This window comes from Chryseobacterium turcicum (assembly GCF_021010565.1).
GTDB lineage: Bacteria > Bacteroidota > Bacteroidia > Flavobacteriales > Weeksellaceae > Chryseobacterium > Chryseobacterium turcicum.
The window spans coordinates 727,912-749,994 of the sequence record NZ_JAJNAY010000001.1 but is presented as its reverse complement, the minus strand read 5'-3'; the positions used below and the strand labels follow the sequence as shown (position 1 = coordinate 749,994).

Annotated in this window: 18 protein-coding genes; 7 read left to right on the top strand and 11 right to left on the bottom strand. The window is 34.0% G+C overall.

Going from position 1 to position 22,083, the window contains the following annotated elements:
• Positions 1 to 42 precede the first annotated feature (42 nt).
• The 11 genes from LO744_RS03540 to lpxB form a co-directional block, all read right to left on the bottom strand.
• Positions 43 to 2,955, bottom strand: coding sequence for a reprolysin-like metallopeptidase (locus tag LO744_RS03540; RefSeq protein WP_230667210.1), 2,913 nt, complete (start codon positions 2,953 to 2,955; stop codon positions 43 to 45).
• Positions 2,956 to 3,152: 197 nt separating this feature from the next.
• A complete protein-coding gene (locus tag LO744_RS03535) occupies positions 3,153 to 3,815 on the bottom strand; it encodes a DUF6048 family protein (protein WP_230667209.1) in 663 nt (220 codons plus the stop codon).
• Positions 3,781 to 4,251, bottom strand: a complete 471-nt coding sequence (locus LO744_RS03530) for a DUF6452 family protein (RefSeq protein WP_230667208.1) — start codon at positions 4,249 to 4,251, stop codon at positions 3,781 to 3,783. The genes LO744_RS03535 and LO744_RS03530 overlap by 35 nt, the downstream gene beginning before the upstream one ends.
• A gap of 10 nt (positions 4,252 to 4,261) precedes the next feature.
• Positions 4,262 to 6,742, bottom strand: a complete 2,481-nt coding sequence (locus LO744_RS03525) for a zinc-dependent metalloprotease (RefSeq protein WP_230667207.1) — start codon at positions 6,740 to 6,742, stop codon at positions 4,262 to 4,264.
• 42 nt (positions 6,743 to 6,784) lie between these two features.
• Entirely contained in the window at positions 6,785 to 8,191 is a 1,407-nt protein-coding gene (gene rlmD / locus LO744_RS03520; RefSeq protein ID WP_230670468.1) for a 23S rRNA (uracil(1939)-C(5))-methyltransferase RlmD, read from the bottom strand.
• 166 nt (positions 8,192 to 8,357) lie between these two features.
• A complete protein-coding gene (locus tag LO744_RS03515) occupies positions 8,358 to 9,890 on the bottom strand; it encodes a TlpA family protein disulfide reductase (protein ID WP_230667206.1) in 1,533 nt (510 codons plus the stop codon).
• 141 nt (positions 9,891 to 10,031) lie between these two features.
• Positions 10,032 to 10,799, bottom strand: a complete 768-nt coding sequence (locus tag LO744_RS03510) for a succinate dehydrogenase/fumarate reductase iron-sulfur subunit (protein WP_230667205.1) — start codon at positions 10,797 to 10,799, stop codon at positions 10,032 to 10,034.
• 24 nt (positions 10,800 to 10,823) lie between these two features.
• On the bottom strand, positions 10,824 to 12,836 hold the full coding sequence (locus LO744_RS03505) for a fumarate reductase/succinate dehydrogenase flavoprotein subunit (protein ID WP_230667204.1): 2,013 nt from the start codon (positions 12,834 to 12,836) through the stop codon (positions 10,824 to 10,826).
• A 15-nt stretch (positions 12,837 to 12,851) separates the two neighbouring features.
• Positions 12,852 to 13,514, bottom strand: coding sequence for a succinate dehydrogenase cytochrome b subunit (locus tag LO744_RS03500; protein WP_230667203.1), 663 nt, complete (start codon positions 13,512 to 13,514; stop codon positions 12,852 to 12,854).
• 146 nt (positions 13,515 to 13,660) lie between these two features.
• Positions 13,661 to 15,436 (bottom strand): ComEC/Rec2 family competence protein, encoded by a 1,776-nt coding sequence (locus LO744_RS03495; RefSeq protein WP_230667202.1) that lies wholly within the window; start codon positions 15,434 to 15,436, stop codon positions 13,661 to 13,663.
• A gap of 55 nt (positions 15,437 to 15,491) precedes the next feature.
• On the bottom strand, positions 15,492 to 16,601 hold the full coding sequence (gene lpxB / locus LO744_RS03490) for a lipid-A-disaccharide synthase (protein ID WP_230667201.1): 1,110 nt from the start codon (positions 16,599 to 16,601) through the stop codon (positions 15,492 to 15,494).
• A 98-nt stretch (positions 16,602 to 16,699) separates the two neighbouring features.
• On the opposite strand from lpxB, the gene LO744_RS03485 reads away from it, so the two are divergent.
• The 7 genes from LO744_RS03485 (at position 16,700) to LO744_RS03460 (ending at position 22,082) form a co-directional block, all read left to right on the top strand.
• Complete coding sequence (locus tag LO744_RS03485) at positions 16,700 to 17,209, top strand: DUF2480 family protein (protein WP_230667200.1); 510 nt, start codon at positions 16,700 to 16,702, stop codon at positions 17,207 to 17,209.
• Between the two features lie 109 nt (positions 17,210 to 17,318).
• Positions 17,319 to 17,981, top strand: a complete 663-nt coding sequence (locus LO744_RS03480; RefSeq protein WP_230667199.1) for a DUF937 domain-containing protein — start codon at positions 17,319 to 17,321, stop codon at positions 17,979 to 17,981.
• A gap of 145 nt (positions 17,982 to 18,126) precedes the next feature.
• Positions 18,127 to 18,696, top strand: coding sequence for a DUF2975 domain-containing protein (locus LO744_RS20445; protein ID WP_394799505.1), 570 nt, complete (start codon positions 18,127 to 18,129; stop codon positions 18,694 to 18,696).
• A 3-nt stretch (positions 18,697 to 18,699) separates the two neighbouring features.
• Positions 18,700 to 18,912 carry a helix-turn-helix domain-containing protein gene (locus LO744_RS03475; RefSeq protein ID WP_219242270.1) on the top strand — a complete coding sequence of 71 codons (213 nt, stop codon included), beginning with the start codon at positions 18,700 to 18,702 and terminating at the stop codon, positions 18,910 to 18,912.
• 245 nt (positions 18,913 to 19,157) lie between these two features.
• Positions 19,158 to 19,592 carry an ankyrin repeat domain-containing protein gene (locus LO744_RS03470; protein ID WP_230667198.1) on the top strand — a complete coding sequence of 145 codons (435 nt, stop codon included), beginning with the start codon at positions 19,158 to 19,160 and terminating at the stop codon, positions 19,590 to 19,592.
• A gap of 142 nt (positions 19,593 to 19,734) precedes the next feature.
• Positions 19,735 to 21,489 carry an aspartate--tRNA ligase gene (gene aspS, locus LO744_RS03465; protein ID WP_230667197.1) on the top strand — a complete coding sequence of 585 codons (1,755 nt, stop codon included), beginning with the start codon at positions 19,735 to 19,737 and terminating at the stop codon, positions 21,487 to 21,489.
• A 47-nt stretch (positions 21,490 to 21,536) separates the two neighbouring features.
• Positions 21,537 to 22,082, top strand: coding sequence for a hypothetical protein (locus tag LO744_RS03460; protein ID WP_230667196.1), 546 nt, complete (start codon positions 21,537 to 21,539; stop codon positions 22,080 to 22,082).
• Position 22,083 lies beyond the last annotated feature (1 nt).

The window sequence follows — 22,083 nt, the reverse complement described above, 5'->3', positions numbered from 1 at the left end:
TCAGGGTTTTCCTGAGGATTTATTAGTATTAAAAAGAATTTATTATTTCTTGATAAATTTAGAATTGAAACTTTCTTTTCCTTTATCTTCAATAGATATTACATAAGCTCCTTTTATTAATGATGAAACATTAATTTTTCCGTTGCTAATATTTCCATTACCAACTAATTGACCCGCTGCGCTGTAAATCTTATAAGTCGCTTTATCAGAAACTTTAGTAACATTTAAGAAATCAGTAGCAGGGTTAGGGTAAATTTGAATACCGTTATTTTTAATATTATTATCAGCAGTTGATAAATTAGTTTCAGTTGCTACAACAAAATAATCTTCTGCTTCACCATAGTTTAATAATCCACAAGGCCCTGTTAAAGATCCTCCTGCATTTGGTGCACCACCGTATAAAAGAACAACTCTCATTCTCATAGGCTGCCCAGTAATAGCTGACTGAGGAACAGTGAATGATCCCGTTACTGGACCTGTAATTAAAGCTACTGGGAAATTAAATACTCTTTCAGAGCTTTCGAATACTCCATTCTTATTATAATCAATCCAAGCAGCTACCGTATCATAATCAGGATTTTCAACTGTAACAGACATTTGATTTGAAACACCTTTAACTACATTAATCTGAAGTAAAGGATTGGTAGTATAATCTGAATAAGCAGTTCCTACAGAAGTATTATTAATATTAGCTACAGTAACATTTGAAATATATTCATTTACAAAATCATTAGATTGTGTTACACAATAAGTCAATAAAACTGTATTAAAACCAACAGAAGCAGAATAAGCCCCAGGAATACCATTACAAACTGCAGCAACCTGCACTTCATAATCTGTATTTTCTGCTAAATTATTTAAAGTAATAAAGGTATCATTTAAACTAACCTCAGTCCATACAGCTGCACTAGGCTTTCTGTATCTGAACTTGTAAGTTGCATTGACTATTGGTGCCCAAGAAATATAAGCCGAAGAAGCTGTTATATTTGATACAATAATATTAGTTGGTGCAGCCCCTGTACAAGTTGCAAAAGGAGTAATCATTACAGATCTTACCGCATAAAATACATTTCCAATTGCTGAAACTCTTACTTTTACTGTTTGCCCATTAAGAGCAGCTGGAAAGCTAATGTTTTCTGTACCATCATTTGCAGTAGAGGCAATCAAAACATTCCAAGTTGTTCCATTATCTGTTGTATAATCAATTTTTACATTTTCAACATTATAAGGAGCAGCCGTAGTATTAGCAACATCCCATTCTAAAGCAGAAGGAGCATTGCTATTTATATAATTTGTTAAAACTTTAAATGGTCCATCATTACCAACAACAATTGTTTGTTCTGCAGATTGTGTTTGCTGCTGTTGAGGATCAGGATTATTATCTCTTACAGTAACAGAAAATTTCGTACTTCTTGCTACTTGAGAAACAGACTCCCACTGATTAGTAGAGTTATCTAATACACCAGCTAACACAGAAGTTAATTTAGGAAAATATCTACTTGGGCTTGTCGTTGGAGTAAAAGATCTAAAAGTAGCCCCTGTAGCTGTAGTACCTAGATTATTTTTATTAATCGTTACACTTGCATTATTCACCTGTTCCCACATATAAGTAATAGGATCATTTTCAGGGTCTGTAGCAGATGCAGTTAAAACAAATGCCGTTCCTTTAGGAATATTATATGTCGGTAAAGCCGCAATTACTGGTGGATTATTATTAATTGAAGTTTCTACATCACAAGTTTTAGCAGTTAAATTATTTTGCACTTGAACAATACTAACTTTATGGAAGAATGGATCAGAATTGGGCTGAACATCTGTATCAGGTCCAGTAATTCCAGCATACCCCATAATTGTAGATCCAGAACCTGGTTCCACATTTGTACCAGAAGGCTCTAAAGAATGAGCAAAAGTATGATTCCCTCCTAATTGATGTCCCATTTCATGAGCTACAAAATCAATATCAAAAGTATTACCCACCGGGCTTGTACTTTGCGTAAAAGCTGATCCTTTACCTAAAGAATTATTATTTGCAGGAGCTAAACATACACAGCCTATACAACCAGCATTTCCATTGTTTCCCGCAGCATTAAACACATGTCCAATATCATAATTTGCGCTACCTACAACCGAAGTAAGAGTTTGCTGAAGCTGTAAATTCAAATTATTAGTGTATGGATCAGGTAATCCTGCAACATAAATTAATTGCGGATAGTTCTGTACATTCAAATGTAAAGCAAAATCTTTTTCAAAGACACCATTTACAGTAGTCATGGTTGCATTGATAGCAGATAGTGCCGTTGCAACGGTACCTCCATGAAAAGTAGTGTATTCTGGTGTTGTAGAAATTGCTAATCTCATCGTTCTATATTTTCTATCAGAACTTTTTGAGAAATCAGTTGGTTGATTTGTGAAAGACTGTCCTCCTTTAATCATTTCATTAATCTGATCAATTGACTTTGTACCTTCTGTTGTACTACATACAAAACTTTTACCTCCTGTATTAATAGTTTTAGGTGTTACTCCATATAAGGTTTTAGATCCATTCTGAGGTTCAATAAATTCATAGGTTCCATTATTGATTACCATAGATTGGAAATTTGTTGGAGACACAGAAAATCTTATGTACTTTCCTGGGTCATTAATCCCCACTCCTACATATGACCCTAATTGATATTGCTCTGCAAGCTCTTTATCCATTACTGGAAAGCTATAAACAGCAAATTTTTCAATTTTCCCGTTAAGAGACGGAATTGAGATTTCAACAGGTTTAGCATTACCACCCATTAGCTTTGCATCTTTAAGCTGAGATTGAATTTTTGCCAAATCCAATTTATAGTAATTTCTTACTTGAGTCTCCCCAAGTTTAGTTCTTTTTTCTGCAGCAGCAGGTGTCCACTGCGCAAGCGCAGACCCTCCTATCAAACTACAAAATAAAGCAGTAACGAGTTTTTTCATATAATTGAATTATTTTTAATCTCCAAATATAAGAGTTTTTAGCATATATATATTTAGTATAAAGACATTTTTTTTATTAAAATCACAATCACATTTGTTAGAATTATTAATAATGGAAAAACTCCAGAAAAATCTGGAGTCTTTTTAGTATTTAAATAATTTGAAAGTTTTAAAAAAGTAAGTCTTAAGTATTGAAATTAAAACTTATACGCTATATTCCAAGCAAAGCCCATGTTAAATTTGTTGGAGCTTTTTCCAAAACCGGGAACAATCATTGGAGTGACGTCGTCTTGCTTTGAGGTAACCATCAGATAACGTGGTTGCATGCTGACATCAATGTAAAAATTAGATGTAAACAACTGTACTCTTCCGCCTAAATTTCCTTCAAGCCAAAAAGAAGACTGTGAAGAAGAAGGCATGGAAACCGATGAGCTGTTTCCTGCAAAACCACGCACCGGAATCTTCATATATTCCTGAGTGTAGAATGACCCACCTATTTTTCCACCTCCATAAAAACCGTTGAAATCATTCTCAGGATCTTTTGCTAGCATAAAAAAGGCTCCGATTTTCATAAAGGGACCGCTTGCTTTAGCATCGTACCCGTTATTTTGGTAAATATTTTTATCAAAACCAGCCTCTATAATTCCATGAAGGTTATCTTTTACTTTAGAGGAAATAAATCCCTGAAACATTTGTCTGTCTGAGAAAAATGAAGCTCCAGCATTCAAAACATCAACCCCTACAATAAAATTGGGTTCGTATTTCCATTTTGGTTTTTCAGCTTCTTCTGTTTTCTGTGCAGAAAGATTCAGTAAACCGAAAGCACTAAAAATTAAAGAATAAATTAGTTTTGTCTTCATTTTCTATAAAATTTTGTCCTTGTTCTACACTTTTCAAAGAGTTCGAAGCTGATAATACTGAGTTTACATTTTCATAATTTTTCTTGACACCACATGCCGGAGAAACGTAAATCGCTTTTGTCGTGTAATTGATTCTCACTTTTGTAGGATCTTCCTGAGTAGTTGTTTGCACATAAATTTCTGTAAACGGAGAATCATCCACACGTAAAGGGACAAATACGGAATCAACTTTTAGCTTCCAACCCAAATTCACCATGCCTGTTCCAAAATCTGCGGTGATTTTTATAGAATCGAGCTTTGTAATCTGATTTCCTTTTCTAAATGCGATTTTCATTCGTGGTGTACCTTCACCACTATCGCAGATATCATCATCACTTCCACATGAAACGACCGATGATACTGCTATTATGAATATGAAAAATTTAAAATATCTCATTATTAAATCTTTATTTTGGGTCTAAAGCCTTCTCGATACGGAAAACTAAATCTTCATAGTGATATTTATTCACCAAATCATTAGAAGTCGTTTTTGCTAAAAAGTCTTTTTTAATAGTATTCAGATTTCCTCTTACAATAGCTGAAACATCAGATTTATCAGAATTTTTATTGTCAATCAATCTTATTAAAGTGTCTACATAATTTCTCTGAAGATTTCTTCCGTAAATGTCTGCGTTATCTTTTTTAATAATTGAATTATTTAAATCTGAAAAAAGCTCAACCAATTGATAAGAATTTTGATTAACCGCTTCCATTTGATAAAGGCTTTGAAGTACGAGTGGGCTTAATACTCTGCTCAAAACTCCATTTTGGATATCTTCAACTGTTCTCACAGGAGTTTTCCCCGTTTTCTCAAAAATATCTTTCTTCAGCAACCATTGTGGCGTGGTAAATATATTATTCGTTAAAAACTGCATCGCTTCTTTTTGATCTTTTTTAGCCACAGCTTCATAAACTGCTCCAGACTGTTCGGTCGTTTTTGGAGTTTCCATCTGTCCACCGATATATTTTGAAACGTGACCTAGATATCTTTTAAACTGCGTCGTTACCTGATCGTACATCATGTCGAGATTTTTATAATCTTCGTTTGGTGTTTTCGTCCATTGATCTAAGTTATCAACAATTCTTTGCAGATTTTTGATTCCATAAGCACTTGCAATCATCGCATTGTCACCAACCTGCTCACTTTGAGATCTTGGGTCTAAAGGATTGCTCTCTGTACCAAACCAAAGTCTTTCGTTTTTAAGATTTTTAATCACCCATTGATTTAGAAATTGCTTTTCGGCATCCGGAGTTTTAAACTGATTAAATCTTTTGTATCCCCATTCAATTGCCCAATCGTCATAATCACCAATTCTTGGGAAAATTCCGGCATCACCAATCTTATCTTCTGGCTGTGCAACATAATTAAATCTTGCATAATCCATAATCGAAGGCGTGTGACCGTTTTTCTCTAACCACTTTTTATCTCTCAATTTTTCAACAGGAACGGTAGAGCTTGAACCGTAGTTGTGTCTCAAACCTAAAGTGTGCCCCACTTCATGAGAAGAAACAAAACGAATCAACTCACCCATTAATTTATCATCAAACTCAATTTTTCTTGCTCTCTCATCATTCGGAGAGGCCTGTACAAAATACCAGTTTCTTAGCAACAACATTACATTGTGATACCAATTGATGTGGCTTTCTAAAATCTCACCCGTTCTTGGATCAGCAATGGAAGGGCCTGAAGCATTCGGTACATCTGAAGGTTTATAAACAATCGCTGAAAATCTTGCATCTTCCAAACTCCATTCAGTATCTACTTTTGGATCTGGAATTTTTGCTACGATGGCATTTTTAAATCCGGCTTTTTCAAAAGCTTTTTGCCAATCATTGACTCCCTGCATTAAATAAGGAACCCATTTTTTTGGAGTTGCAGGATCGATGTAGAATACAATTGGTTTTGCTGGCTCTACCAACTCACCTTTATTATATTTTTCTAAATCCTGAGGTTTTGGTTCAAGACGCCATCTTTTTACCAAAGAAATCTTTTTTACTCCTTGAGGATCTAAATCAAAATCGGTATAACCCACAGTGAAATATCCTACTCTTGGATCAAAATATCTTGCCTGCATTTTGTTTTCAGGAAGAAGAACAAAAGAAGAATTGATTTCTACTGTATAATTTCCGCTCACTTTTGGAGCTGGTCTTCCCGGAATTGCCGGAGTGGAAGGCGTACCTAAAGTTCTTGCAAAAGTTTTTGTGGTATTAATCTCAATATTTGTAGGAAAAGATTTTACAAAATTTACAAATGACATATCTTTTTGGAAAGCCCCAACTCTGTAAGAATCTTTAGACCACACCGAAAAAGAAGTCAGTTCGTTATCAGAATTCAAAACATCTGTAACCTCAATTACAGATGAGTTTTTCTTGATTCCGTATGCTTTTACATCAAAAGATTTAATGATAGACTGTACATTATTTCTCGTTACCGAATTATACATTTGTGATGTAGAATCTTTGGCATAATCAACGTGAGAAATTGCACGCAACAAAATTTTATCTTTAGGACCTTTCTCAAAAGCAATTACCTGCTGCCCGATTTGGTCTCCTGCATACCCTGAAGTTCCAGTACGCATTCCTGCAGCAGCTTTCGTTAATCTTGTCACCAAAAGAAATTCCTTTTTCAGCATTGCATCCGGAATTTCAAAATAATATTTGTCGTCTACTTTATGAACTGTAAAAACACCCTGATCTGAAACCGCTTTATCAGTAATAATTTCTTTAAATGGTTTTATCAGACTTTTCTTTTTATCATCTTTTTTTACCACGGCAGTATCTTTTTTTACCGCTGCAGCAGAATCTTTATCTTTTTCCTGAGAAAATAAATTTTGCTGAGCAAAAACCAGTGCACCTACCAAGAAAAAAGCTTTACAGTTCTTTATCATATTCATTAAATTATTGATTTTTGTATTTTCAAATTTAGGTAATTATTTTTTGATAAGTAATGCAATATTCTCCACGTGGTGGGTTTGCGGGAACATATCTACCGGTAAAATTTTCACCAATGTATAATGATCTTTCATTAAAGCTAAATCTCTAGCCTGAGTCGCAGAATTACAACTTACATAGACTACTTTTTCAGGAGCCAATTTTAAGATTTGCTCAACAACTTTCTGGTGCATACCGTCTCTTGGTGGGTCGGTAATTAAAACATCAGCTTTTGGATGATTTTCAAGGAACTCATCATTAAACACGTTTTTCATATCACCACAATAGAAAGTCGTGTTGGTTAAACCATTCAACTCAGCGTGTTCGATGGCAGCATCAATAGCTTCCTGTACAGATTCTATACCGATTACATGCTTTGCATTTCTTGCTACATACTGCGCAATTGTTCCGGTACCTGTATATAAATCGTAAACCACTTCATCACCTTTTAAATCAGCAAATTCTAAAGTTTTTCTATATAATTCTAAAGCTTGTTTGTAATTGGTTTGGAAGAATGATTTTGGACCGATTTTAAATTTCAAACCATCCATTTCTTCCATTAAAAATCCGTCTCCGAAATAAATATTAACATTCAAGTCGTAGATTGAATCATTTTGCTTAGGATTGATGGCGTAAACCAACGTTTTTATTTGTGGGAACTGCTCCAACAAATAATCAAAAAGCTGAGTACGGTTTTCTTTTTCCTCTCTGTAAAGCTGGAATAAAACCATCCATTCTCCCTTAGAGTTTTGTCTCATCATCAAAGTTCTCAGGAACCCTTTTTGTTCTTTTACATCAAAGAAATCTAAGCCTTTATTTTCAGCAAATTTTTTAACCGCTAAACGAATCGCATTCGACGGATCTTCCTGAAGGAAACATTCTTTTAAATCTAAAATCTTGCTCCACATTCCCGGAATATGAAAACCTAGCGCATCTCTGCTCCCAAAATTTTCTTCAGAGCTGATTTCATACTGAGTCAACCATCTTGCATTTGAGAAAGAAAATTCCATTTTATTTCTGTAGAAATACTGCTCTTCGGCACCCAAAATAGGAACGGTTTCAAAATCATCGATTCCGCCAATTCTTTTGATATTATTATAAACTTCTTCTTGTTTAATATCAAGCTGCTTCTCGTAGCTCATATTCTGCCATTTGCAACCGCCACAAGTTCCGAAATGAATACATCTTGGCTCAACTCTGAACGGAGATTTCTCAACAAGTTCTTTTACTTCAGCCTCAAAGTACTTCGATTTTGATTTTTTCACTCTTGCGTTGACCACATCACCAGGAATTGCTCCTGAAACCAAAACAGTTTTCCCTTCTTCTGTTTTCCCTATCGCAACTCCTTTTGCACCCGCTGCAAAAAGTTTTATATTCTCAAGAATTACGTCTTTCTTTTTTCTCATATCAATTTCAGTATGATGAAGATAGCTTTCTACCCTACGCTTCATCTATTTTCTATTTTTTCTAATAATCTATCTTGAAACTTCTCAGTTTCAGTTTTGCCTGCAAAAATACAATAAAAAAAACCTTATCCGAAGACAAGGTTTTTTTTATATTTTGTTTAAGCTATTATTTTACTTCTACGGGAACTTTCTCAACCTGAGGAGCTGCTTGCTGTAAAGCAGAAGGATCAATTTGTAACTGAGCCCCTTGATCTACTTTTGGAGCTGAAAGACCTGTTTGCTTATCTAAGATTGTAATCAAATCTTGATCACCTAGATTTACAAAAGATCTGCTCGCCACTTTACCATCTTTGTCAACGATAATGAAGCTTGGTAATTTGAAACCGTAAATTCCATATTTTTTAGCAATATCAGAATTTAAACCTCCGTCTCCGTAAACATTAGTTCCAGAAATTCCTTTTAATAAAGCATTGCTAGTTTTAGTAAACTGATCTTTGGTATCATCAAGGTTTACGAAAACGAAATTCATTTTAGACTTATAGAAATTCACTACTTCTTTCAAAACAGGAACTGTACCTTCCGCAATGTAAGGATTCCAAGATGCATAGAATACCAACATGTATGGTTTTCCTTTGTTTTCGCTTAATTTATAAGCTTTTCCATCTTGTTTTACTAAAGACGCTTCCGGAGCATCATCCCCAATTTTGAATCCACCGATTGTGAAAAGCATCTTTTTTAAATCTGCTTTAATTGCAGCATCTTTAATATCTTCTTCGATAATTTTTTTGATTTTATCGGTAGAGGCAGCCGGAGTTTGTGGATGCATATCAGACTGAGCCATTACAAAAGCCAATAAATAATCTTTCTCAATTTGAGAAACTTCTTTTTTACCTTTTAAGAATTCATTAAATAATTCTGAAGTTGTAATATCTGTTTTTCCTTGCGCTTTTGCCTGAGCAAATGTTTGGAAATCTGCACTCATCTTTGTTAAAAGATACTGTCTGTAAAACGGACTTGTTTTAATCATCGTATCTTTATTCTCCTGAAGTTTGGTTTCATAATCTGTGAATACTTTTGCCAACTTGAATGAAGGATTGTTACCAGACATTTGCTTTTTAGTCATTTCATAATTTACTAATAAATTAAGAATAGCCGTTCTAGCATCTATTTTTTTCCATTCTACCACTTCTTTTCCAGGGTTGAATTTCTTTACATTTTCTTCGATGTTTTTATTGATATCCGCTTCAATTTTCTGCATTGCCTTTACATACGCAGCCTCATCACCTGCAGTCAACTGCTGAATATTCAACGTCTGACCGTAAGTTGTTAAGAATTTCTGGCAAGCTTGGAAAAAGTCGTTATCACTTTTTGCATCCCCCGTCACTACATATTCATTAGGGAAGGTAGTAGAATTACCCGAGATAGAAAGTTTCTGACCTCCTTTAAGGAAAATAAGATTCTGTTTTCCGGCATAGTTAATCACATACATTCCATTTTTTGGAGCTTCGAAAGTTCCTGTGAAATTTCCGTCTTTATCGATTCCGAAGTTAGCCAATGGTAATGTAGCAACACCAGAAGCTTCTACAAACTCGATTCTCTCTAATGGAGAACTGCCTGCAATTTTTCCTTTTACTTCAACTTTTTTTGAACAAGACATTACAAATATTGCAATGACAAACAACAAAAGATATTTTTTCATTTTTGATTTTAAATAATTTAGCAAAAATAAGTTTTTCAAATATACTAAATGCAATATTTGAAGGTAATTTATGAAAGATTTAACAAAAAAAAATCGTCTCCACAAAGGAAGACGATTTTCTATAATTTATTTTAAAACAGATTATCCTCTGTCTGCATAAGCAGCCATGTATTCTCTATTCATTCTTGCGATATTTTCAAGAGAAATTCCTTTAGGGCATTCTACTTCACACGCTCCTGTATTTGAACAGTTACCGAATCCTTCATCATCCATAGCTTTCACCATGTTTAGAACTCTTCTCGTTGCTTCTACTCTACCCTGAGGTAACAATGCATACTGAGAAACTTTAGCTCCAACGAATAACATGGCAGAACCGTTTTTACACGTTGCCACACACGCTCCACAACCGATACAAGCTGCAGCATCCATTGCTTTATCTGCATCTTCTTTAGGAACAGGAATTGCGTTAGCATCCAAAGTATTACCTGAAGTATTTACCGAGATAAATCCACCAGCAGCCATTACTCTATCAAATGCACTTCTGTCTACCATTAAATCTTTGATAACAGGGAACGCAGCACTTCTCCAAGGCTCAATAACGATGGTTTCACCGTCTTTAAACATTCTCATGTGAAGCTGACACGTTGTAATACCTGTATCAGGACCGTGAGCTCTACCATTGATGTAAAGAGAACACATCCCGCAGATTCCTTCACGACAGTCGTGGTCAAAAGCGATAGGTTCTTTTCCGTCGTTGATTAAGTTTTCATTTAAAATATCCAACATTTCTAAGAAAGAAGAATCTGTAGAAACATCTGATATTTTGTAGGTCTCAAACTGACCTTTAGTCTTTGTATTTTTTTGTCTCCAAATTTTCAGCGTAAGATGAAGGCCTTTTTTTGCACTCATAATTATTTATTTATAGGTTGGAGATTATTTGTAACTTCTCGCTTTAACTTCGATGTTGTCATAGATCAAATCTTCTTTGTGAAGAACTTCATGTTTGATATCATCACCCTGATATTCCCAAGCTCCTACATATTTGAAGTTGACATCATCTCTTTCTGCTTCACCTTCCGGCGTAGCGTGATCTTCTCTGAAGTGTCCTCCACAAGATTCGTTTCTGTGTAATGCATCGATAGCCATTAATTGACCCAATTCGATAAAATCGGCAACTCTGAACGCTTTTTCAAGCTCGGTGTTCATCCCTTCAGTTTCACCCATTACTTTCACATCTTTCCAGAAGTTCTTTTTCACTTCGTCGATTTCTACGATAGCTTCTCTCAAACCTTCAGGTGTTCTTCCCATCCCCACTTTATTCCACATAATGTGTCCTAATTGTTTATGGAAATAGTCTACTGAATGTGTTCCTTTATTATTAACAAAGAAATTTACTTTGTCTTTAATTTCTTTTTCAGCTGCGTCAAATTCAGGAGAGTTTGTAGGAATCTGACCTGTTCTGATGTCTGCAGAAAGGTAATCTGCAATCGTGTAAGGAAGAACGAAATATCCGTCTGCCAAACCTTGCATCAAAGCAGAAGCTCCTAGTCTGTTTGCTCCGTGATCTGAGAAGTTAGCTTCTCCTACTACGAAACATCCAGGAATTGTAGACTGTAAGTTATAATCAACCCAAACACCACCCATTGTGTAGTGTACGGCAGGATAAATCTTCATTGGAGTTTTGTAAGGGTCATCAGCCGTAATCTTTTCATACATTACGAATAAGTTACCGTATTTCTCTTCAATCCAAGCTTTTCCTAAATCATAAATCTGTTGCTCTGTAGGATTATGAATATGTTTTTCAATAGCAGACTCTTTACCTTTTTTCATAATTTCTGTAGAGAAATCTAGGTAAACGCCTTCTTTAGTTTCATTATTTTCGATTCCGAAACCAGCATCACATCTTTCTTTACCCGCTCTAGACGCAACGTCTCTAGGTACCAAGTTTCCGAATGCCGGATATCTTCTTTCTAAATAGTAATCTCTATCTTCTTCTTTAATATTTTCAGGTCTTAACTTCCCTTCTCTGATGGCTACAGAGTCTTCAATCTTTTTAGGAACCCAGATTCTTCCAGAGTTTCTAAGAGATTCAGACATCAAAGTCAGTTTAGACTGCTGTGTTCCATGTACAGGAATACAAGTCGGGTGGATTTGCACATAACAAGGGTTTGCGAAATACGCTCCTTTTTTGTGAATCTTCCAAGCTGCAGAAACGTTTGATCCCATAGCGTTGGTAGACAAGAAATATACGTTTCCGTATCCTCCTGAAGCAATAACCACTGCGTGAGCTGAATGTCTTTCGATCTCACCAGTCACTAAGTTTCTTGCGATAATACCTCTTGCTTTTCCGTCTACAATTACTAATTCAAGCATTTCGTGACGGTTAAACATTTGCACTCTTCCTTTTCCGATTTGACGGCTTAATGAAGAATATGCACCTAATAATAACTGTTGACCAGTTTGTCCTTTTGCGTAGAATGTTCTTTTAACCTGAACCCCACCAAATGAACGGTTATCTAACTGCCCGCCGTAATCTCTACCAAATGGAACCCCTTGAGAAACACATTGGTCGATAATATTTGCAGAAACTTCAGCTAATCTGTAAACGTTTGCCTCTCTTGCTCTATAGTCACCACCTTTGATGGTATCGTAGAACAATCTGTAAGTAGAGTCACCATCACCCTGATAATTTTTAGCAGCGTTGATACCACCTTGTGCAGCAATAGAGTGCGCTCTTCTCGGTGAATCTTGGTAGCAAAATGCTTTTACATTATATCCTTGCTCAGCCAAAGTAGCTGCTGCAGAACCTCCTGCCAAACCTGTACCTACAACAATAATATCAATCTTATCTCTGTTGTTTGGTGCAACTAGGTTCATATGATCTTTATGATTTTTCCATTTATCCTTAAGTGGACCTCCTGGAATTTTTGAATCTAATTTACTCATATTAGTATATTGATATTATTGAGTTACGTAATGAAAAATTGCAATAAAAATAAAACCTGCAGGAATAAGGATAGAATACCAATTTCCAAAAGCTTTAATAATAGGGGTGTATTTTTGGTGTCTAGCTCCGATCGACTGGAAAGAAGACTGGAAACCGTGTGACAAATGCAGACCTAATAATCCGAAAGCGACAACATAAAGTGCCACTCTCCAAAGATCGTGAAACTTGTGGTGAAGCTCTGCCCAATATCTAGTCTCATCTGGTGTATTTGCCTGAATGTACTTGTAGTTCATTTCAGGAAAATAGAAATCATAAAAATGCAATACCAAGAAAGCTAAAATCACAGCTCCAGAAATAATCATATTTCTAGACATCCATGTAGAATTAGCCGCTCCGTTGTTATTCGCATATTTAATCGGACGAGCCTTGTTGTTCTTAATCTCAAGAACGAACCCCATTACAAAATGGAAAATTACTGCAAACATCAAAATCGGCTGCATCAGATACTGTACTGCCGGATTATACCCCATAAAATGAGAAGCCTCATTAAAAACATCTTCGCTAAAAACGGATGTCATGTTGGTAGATAGATGCATCACTAGGAATATCAGCAAAAACATCGCCGAAAGTGCCATAGCATATTTTCTACCTATTGTAGAACTTGTTAAACCTGCCATATTAAGTTTAAATTTGAATTTCCCACAAAATTATGAAATGTTAACAATACTAAAAAGTGAGAAATCTCACTATTAGACAGTTTGTAATCTTTCTAAATAAGATTTATAAGCATATTAAATACAAGAAAAAGCTTTAAAAATTGAGATTACTTTAATTGATAAATTTCACCTTCGAATTTCACCATTTTAGTCGAAGCTGGAAAATTTTTGATTTCTATACTTTTTATTCTGTGTGATGAAACATATGGATTAATAATATACTGTTGAATTTTCTCTTTATCCTCAGAAGAATTCATCCAAAATATTACCCGATTTCCTTTTTTGATTGAAATAATATTTTCCTTTTTATAATGATGAACTAAAAACTCATCTTTCTGATTTTCATAAAGATTAAAAGAAATTCTCACGATAAAAAATATACTTACAGCTAAAATGACATTTGAAACAGTTCTAAAATTTATCTTATCAAGCATAAATTTCAAGAAATAAATAATTCCAAACAATATAAAAACCTCAGCTAAGTTCAAGGGAATATTTTCAAAGAAAACAGCATCAAAATCTGCAAACCAATGAATAACGTTTAGTAAAATCTGAATCACAAAATCGTAAATCAAATTAATGATTCCAAAATCTAAATTAAAACCAATCAATGCGGTCATTAAAAAAGAAAAGACAATAATCAATTCTGAAAACGGAACGATGATAAAATTTGCGACAATTGAAATCAACGAAAACTGATGAAAATAATATAAAACCAAAGGCAATGTCGCCAGTTGTGCAGCAACAGAAATAGAAATTGTATTGTACATCAGTTTTTTGAAAAAATTATCTTGTCTTGGAAGATATTTTAAAATCGGCTGATTTAGCCAATAAATCCCCAAAACCGCGACAAAACTCAACTGAAAACCCACATCAAAAATCTGTTGCGTATCAATCATTAAAATGATAAACGCCGAAAGTGCCATTGAATGAAGCAAATCTGGTTTCCGCTGAAGTAAAACATAAATAAAATACACAGAAATCATGATACAAGACCGCACCACAGAATTTCCAAATCCGATGAAAATGGCAAAAATCCAAATAAATAGTAAACTGATAACGATGGCATATTTTTTCAGTCTGACAGGCGAAAACCTCATCATCAGAAAATAAAACATTCCGAAAATAACAACAATATGAGTTCCCGAAATCGCTAGAAAATGTACCAAACCAGAACGATTAAAATCCCGCACGGTTTCAGCATCAATTCCTGTGCGTTCTGCCAAAATAATCCCTTTTAAAAATTCACGACTCCGAAAAGACATTTCAGAATTATTAATCTTTTGGAGTGTTTCGAGACGTTTTTGTTTAATCTTTTCAGTAAAACTTAAATCATTTCTCGCTGCAGAAGAAATCTCTCCGTTAATATAACATTGATAAGAAATGTTTTTTCGTTTTAAATATTTTGAATAATCAAACTGAAAATCATGTTCCGGAGATTTGGGATGCAGCAAATATGCTTTCGCTTTGTAATAATGTTTAAAATCTAATTCTTTCTGAGGTTTTTCAACATTGACGATTACGTTAAAAGAGTGATTGTCAACAACCGCTAAAACTTCATACTTCTTATACTTTTCGTTTGAATTTAATTTTTTGGAAACTTTAAAAACAATGGTTTCATTGGTTTTAAAATTAAGTTCTTGAGTTTTAGAATGATTATAAAAGTGAAAAGAAATTCCCAATCCGAAAAAGAAAGTTATTAGGAGGAAGTTCTTGATTTTAAATAAAATCTGACTTTTTATAAAAAATAAACCAAAAACGATGAACGAAAGAAGTAGAATTAAAGTGATTAAATTTTGCTCAAAAAAGAATTCATCCTGAAAGAAAATTCCAAGAATAAAACAGAGTACAACAATCAAAAGAGGTTGCTTGTTCAAAATCACTTGTGTTTGAACAAACTAAGTTAGAGAATTTTAAAATACAGAAATAGATTTATTTCTATTTTTTTAAATTTAAAATAATCTCAGCGGCATTATCACTCGCTCCTTTTCCACCTAATTTTTCTCTGAGTAATTTAAAATCATCAAGCATCGAATTTCTTTTTTCACCTTCCATAATGAAATTCAGCTCTTTGACAAGATTTTTGGTATTCAGTTCGTTTTGAATTAATTCTTTCACCACTTCCCTATCCATAATCAAATTCACCAAAGAAATATATTTGATATTCTTCACCAATCTTTTGGCAATGGCATAAGAAATCTTGCTTCCACGATAGCAAACCACTTCCGGAATATTCAACAAAGCGGTTTCTAATGTTGCCGTTCCTGAAGTAACCAAAGCTGCTTTTGAGCACCTCAACAAATCATAGGTTTTATTGGATACGAAATGTACATTTTCATCAACATATTTTTGATAAAATTCCTTTTCAAGACTTGGTGCACCCGCAATTACAAATTGATAATTCTCAAAATGCTGACGAACAGAAAGCATGATTTCAAGCATCTTTTCTACTTCCTGTTTTCTGGAACCCGGTAAAAGGGCAATAATTTCTTTTTCGTTTAAACCATTTTCAGCTTTAAAATCATCAGCAGAAATAGGTTGAAGTGTAGAAATGGCATCTAGTAAAGGATGACCTACAAAGTGAGATTTTACACCATGCTTGGTATAAAAATCTTCTTCGAAAGGCAAAATAACCATCATTTCATTAACATATTTTTTGATGATTTCAACGCGACCTTCTTTCCATGCCCACAGTTGAGGAGAAATATAATACACAACTTTAATCCCCAATTCTTTGGCAAATTTTGCAATTCGCAAATTAAAACCAGGATAATCAACCAAAATCAAAACATCAGGTTGATTATTTCTAATATCTTCTTTGCAGATTTTTATATTATTCAGAATCGTTCTCAGATTCATGGCAACTTCCAAAAAGCCCATGAAAGCTAAGTCCCGGTAATGCTTTACCAAAGTTCCTCCTTGTTTTTGCATTAAATCTCCACCCCAAAATCTAAATTCTGCGTTGGCATCTTTTGCTTTTAAAGCTTTCATTAAATTGCTTCCGTGCAAATCTCCGGATGCTTCACCTGCGATGATATAGTATTTCATAAACGATGAGTGATGATTGATTTTCTGAATCTCAAATATCAAACTTAAAATTTCAAATTAGAAATGAGTAAATTTGCTTCAAAGATAATGATAAAAAAATGTCAGAAGAATTTGAAATAAAAAATAAAGTAGCAGCAAGCGGATTGATTAATTTTGACCTTACCGATTTGGTTCCCAAAGGCGCAAGAAAAGGGATTGATTTGAAAGATTTTCTATTCATGGAAATGATTCTAAAAGAAAAAGATTTCCGCGAAAAAGTAGCCGCTATCAATACTGAAGAATATCAAGATGCTTATGTTTACATCTACAACTCAGCAGATGCAATAGTTCCGCTTTGGGCTTACTTTTTAATCACGGCTAAATTGACCGACGCTACAAAGAAAATCGTCTTTGGAAGTCCTGAAAATTTAGAAATTGTTTTAATGCACGACGCCATCAAAAATTATGATTTTTCTGAAATGAACGGGAAAAGAGTTTTGGTGAAAGGATGTTCAGACAAAGCTATTCCCGAGAATGCATACGTAGAATTGGTAGAAAACCTCAAGCCTATTGTAAAATCTTTGATGTTTGGTGAAGCATGCTCAAATGTTCCAATTCATAAAAATTAAACCTTATCATTCAAGATATTAGCTTTAAATTTTTGTTTTAAAATTAAATCATAGATTGTCAATATTTTTGATAACTTTGAGTTTATTAACATTAAAAATAAGCACAAAAATGAGTTTAATCGATTTACTTACAGGAAACACAGGAAATCAGGTTGCCGAGCAGGCTGAAAATAAATTTGGAATTAGTAAAAACCAAATCATTGCGCTTTTGGCGGTAGCTACCCCTCTTGTAATTTCTTATCTGAGAAACAAATCTCAAGACAATAAAGAAGCTGAAGCTTTAAATAATGCATTAGATAAAGACCATGATGGAAGTATCTTAAACGACACCTCACAACTGGAAGCAAGACAAAACGAAGGCGGATCAATCCTTTCTCATGTTTTCGGAAGCGAAAAAGGGAATGTTGAAAATCAATTGTCACAAAACACAGGTATTTCTATTGATAAAATCGGGCCTATTTTAGCCATGCTTGCTCCGGTAATCATGGGGTATATCGGTAAAGAAAAACAACAAAACAATGTGGGAGCAGGAGGCCTTGGTGATCTTTTAGGCGGAATTTTGGGTGGTGCTCAAACTCAGGCTCAGCAACAGCAGTCAAATCCATTAAATGACATTCTTGGAAGTGTTTTAGGCGGCGGTGGACAATCGCAATCATCAGGAAATCCTTTGAATGATATTTTAGGAAGCGTTCTTGGCGGCGGCGGACAACAAAAGCAACAACAAAATGGTGGTTTAGGTGATATTTTAGGCGGCCTTTTTGGAGGAAAATAATTTTTCAAACATAAAATTTACAAGTACCGGAGATTTTTTCTTCGGTATTTTTTATTTCTAGATTTAAAAACATTTTAAAAATTCAATAATTAATTATCGTAAAACAATAATTAATTATATATTTGCAATAATAAAATATATAATTATGAAAATCATCGGTAAAAATTCTCTTTCTCAATACATCAGTTGGCTACTGTATATAGTTTTTGTTTACAGTATTCTCTTACTCATTTATGTAATCATTGGCTTTACACTAGGCATTTGTAAAATTAAAACAGCAAATACATTCTTATATTCTTTTTATGAAATTTGGAAAGATTATACCAGCCCTAGATATTATTTTAGATTCTATTATCCTTTCACAAATTTTGAACTAGCCTCTAACTCAATTAAATTTCAGAGTATCTTTCTTATTTTATTAGGTCTTATATTCAATGTATTATTCTATTATTATTGTTTCAAAGCCTTTCAAAGTATTAGTAACGAAAAGATATTTAATAATAAAACCGTCAAATGGCTAAATCGTTTTGCAATACTAAATCTTGTCATTTTATTAATTTCACCTTTGTTTTTTTTAATTCTTTTTGATACATTTCCATACCAACTCATTCCAATTTATTTAAAAAGTATTTTACAGATAGTATTTGTATACTTTGTTATTGTATTTTTAAAAAAGGGATTAGATCTACAAACCGAAAACGAATTAACCATATAGATTATGCCAATCATCATCAACGTAGACGTCATGTTGGCGAAAAGAAAAATGCAATCTCAGGAACTTGCAGAAAAAATAGGTATTACGCAGGCAAATCTTTCCATTTTAAAAACCGGAAAAGCAAAAGCATTGAAGCTTTCTACATTGGAAGCCATTTGCAAAGCCCTAGATTGTCAGCCAGGAGATTTAATAGAATATCTACCAGAAAATAATTAATCAGTCTTTTACTTTATGAAAATAACCTAAGAGACTGTTTAAGTTTTAAAGACAATCTTTTATTCCGAAGCATTATATACAGCCGATAACACTTTACATTGTTCTTTTTTGAAATTCTTGATTATCAATTTTATGAAACATTATTTACTAAATTTCAAAAAAAACAATGAAATCGATTAATAATTAGCAACATGTATCAAAAAAAATATTTAGCTTTGTATATTGTTTAGATAAAATTAAGATTTATGAAAAAAATAATTACTACTTCTTTACTATTTGGAATTGCTATTTTTAGTAATGGATTGTTTGCACAAGAACTTTCTAGTGAAAAGACTGGAATTTTCCAGAAGGATAACGTAGAAGATATAAAAAAGGTTTTTAAGAAAGACGAATTGACTAAGTGTTTTGATATCAAACAGGTTCCCTACAATCTGTTGTCTTTAAGTGCAAGATATGAAAGAGTAAATCTAATCAACTATTTACTTGAGAACAATGTAGACGTTAATAAATCTTGTAGCGATACAACTCCTCTTATGTACGCCGCAAGATATGGCTACACAGATACCGTAAAGTTATTTTTAAAAAAAGGGGCTAAAAAAGACATTAAAGACCGTCAAGGTAAGACCGCAAAAGATTATGCGTTAGAAAACAACCATCCTGATACGGCTGCAATTCTTTAGAAAATTTTACAATATTATACTTTAAACTTCCTTCGGGGAGTTTTTTTATTTTAAAAACTTTCAAAAACCCTATCTTTGCCAACGAAAAATTAGACACATAAAAGTCTAATATCTAAAGTCTAATATCTAACAGCTAAAACAAATGTTTCGATCGCACACCAACGGAGAATTATCTCTTAAGAATCTTAATGAAGAAGTTACACTTTCAGGATGGGTACAAACCATTCGTGATAAAGGATTTATGATTTGGATAGATCTTCGAGATCGTTACGGAATTACACAGTTGGTTTTCGACCAAGACCGTTCTACAGCGGAATTAATGGAAAATGCAAAAAAACTGGGACGTGAATTTGTAGTTCAGGTTACCGGAAAAGTTATTGAAAGAGTAAGCAAAAACCCCAATATTCCAACAGGAGAAATTGAAATTTTAGTTGAAAAACTAACGGTTCTTAACGAATCTCAGCTTCCGCCTTTCACGATTGAAGATGAAACGGATGGTGGTGAAGAATTGAGAATGAAATACCGTTATCTGGATATCAGAAGAGCTCCGGTAAGAGATAAATTGATTTTCCGTCACAAAATGGCACAGAAGGTAAGAAATTATCTTTCAGACGAAGGATTTATTGAGGTTGAAACTCCGGTTTTAATTAAATCTACTCCGGAAGGAGCAAGAGACTTCGTTGTACCAAGCAGAATGAATCCGGGACAATTTTATGCATTGCCACAGTCTCCACAAACTTTCAAACAATTGTTGATGGTTGGTGGAATGGATAAATATTTCCAAATCGTGAAATGTTTCCGTGATGAAGATTTAAGAGCCGACAGACAGCCAGAATTTACACAAATCGATTGCGAAATGGCTTTCGTTGAGCAGGAAGACGTGATGAATGTGTTTGAAGGAATGACCAAGACTTTAATTAAAGATATTACCGGTCAGGAATTTGGAACTTTCCCAAGAATGACATTCGCCGATGCGATGCAGAAATACGGAAACGATAAACCGGATATCCGTTTCGGAATGGAATTCGTAGAATTGAATGAATTAGTAAAAGGAAAAGATTTCAAAATATTTGATGACGCAGAATTGGTTGTCGGAATCAATGTTGAAGGATGCGCAGAGTATACAAGAAAGCAAATCGATGAGTTGGTTGACTGGGTAAAAAGACCACAGGTTGGAGCTTCAGGAATGGTTTGGGCTAAATTCCAGAATGATGGCGTAAAAACTTCTTCTGTAAACAAATTCTACAACGAGGAAGATTTAGCAAAAATCATCGAGAAATTCGGAGCAAAAGAAGGAGATTTAATGTTGATTCTTTCAGGAAACGAGCACAAAGTAAGAACTCAGCTTTCTGCTTTGAGAATGGAGCTTGGAAACCGTTTAGGACTAAGAAAAGGAAACGTATTCGCACCACTTTGGGTAGTTGACTTCCCATTATTGGAATTTGATGAAGAAAGCGGACGTTACCACGCAATGCACCACCCTTTTACTTCTCCAAAACCTGAAGATTTACATTTATTGGAAACTGACCCAGGAAAAGCAAGAGCCAACGCTTACGATATGGTGTTGAATGGAAACGAAATCGGTGGCGGTTCTATCAGAATTTTCGATAAAGATTTACAATCAAGAATGTTTGATTTGCTAGGATTCTCAAAAGAAGAAGCAGAAGCACAGTTCGGATTCTTGATGAATGCCTTCAAATACGGAGCACCACCACACGGAGGTTTAGCTTTCGGGTTTGACCGTTTGGTAGCTATTTTGGATGGAAACGAAGTCATCAGAGATTACATCGCATTCCCTAAAAATAATTCAGGACGAGATGTCATGATTGATGCACCTTCTTCAATCGCCGATGAACAGCTCGATGAACTGGAATTACAATTGAATTTAAAAGCATAAATTTGAAGCGGAGATTTTTCTCCGCTTTTTTATTTTAAAACTAAACCATGAACGAAGAAATCTTGATATACAATACACCTACTTCCGAAGAAATTCTAAGAAAAATTCATCAACATGAATTAAAAAGACTTTGGAAAGACAACCTTGCTAAAAACAATAGAAATTTAATCTGGATTATCTTTTGTGTAATTTTCGCAACAGTTACTTTTATATCAAGCGATTATACTTTTACAAGTTTTTTTACAGGATTTGGGATAGCCACACTTTCGTCGTATTTCACTTATTATTTTTCTTATAGAAAATTCAGAAAAAAATATCTCGAGATACTTGAAAAAGAAATTTCAAATCAAAAATTAAATTCAAAAGATGTGATTTGGGAATTTACTTCTACTCATTTCTCATTTAAAAACTACAAAGCTGAATATAAATTTATCTGGTCTGAAGTCACTTATTGTATTTTAGATGATAAATACCTTTACATTACAGCATCTTCTCAAGTGAGTTTTATTCTTGATAAAGCAAATATAAATGAAGAGAATCTTAATAAAACAATTCTTTATCTTGAAAAACATTCTCGTTTTGAAGAAATTTAAA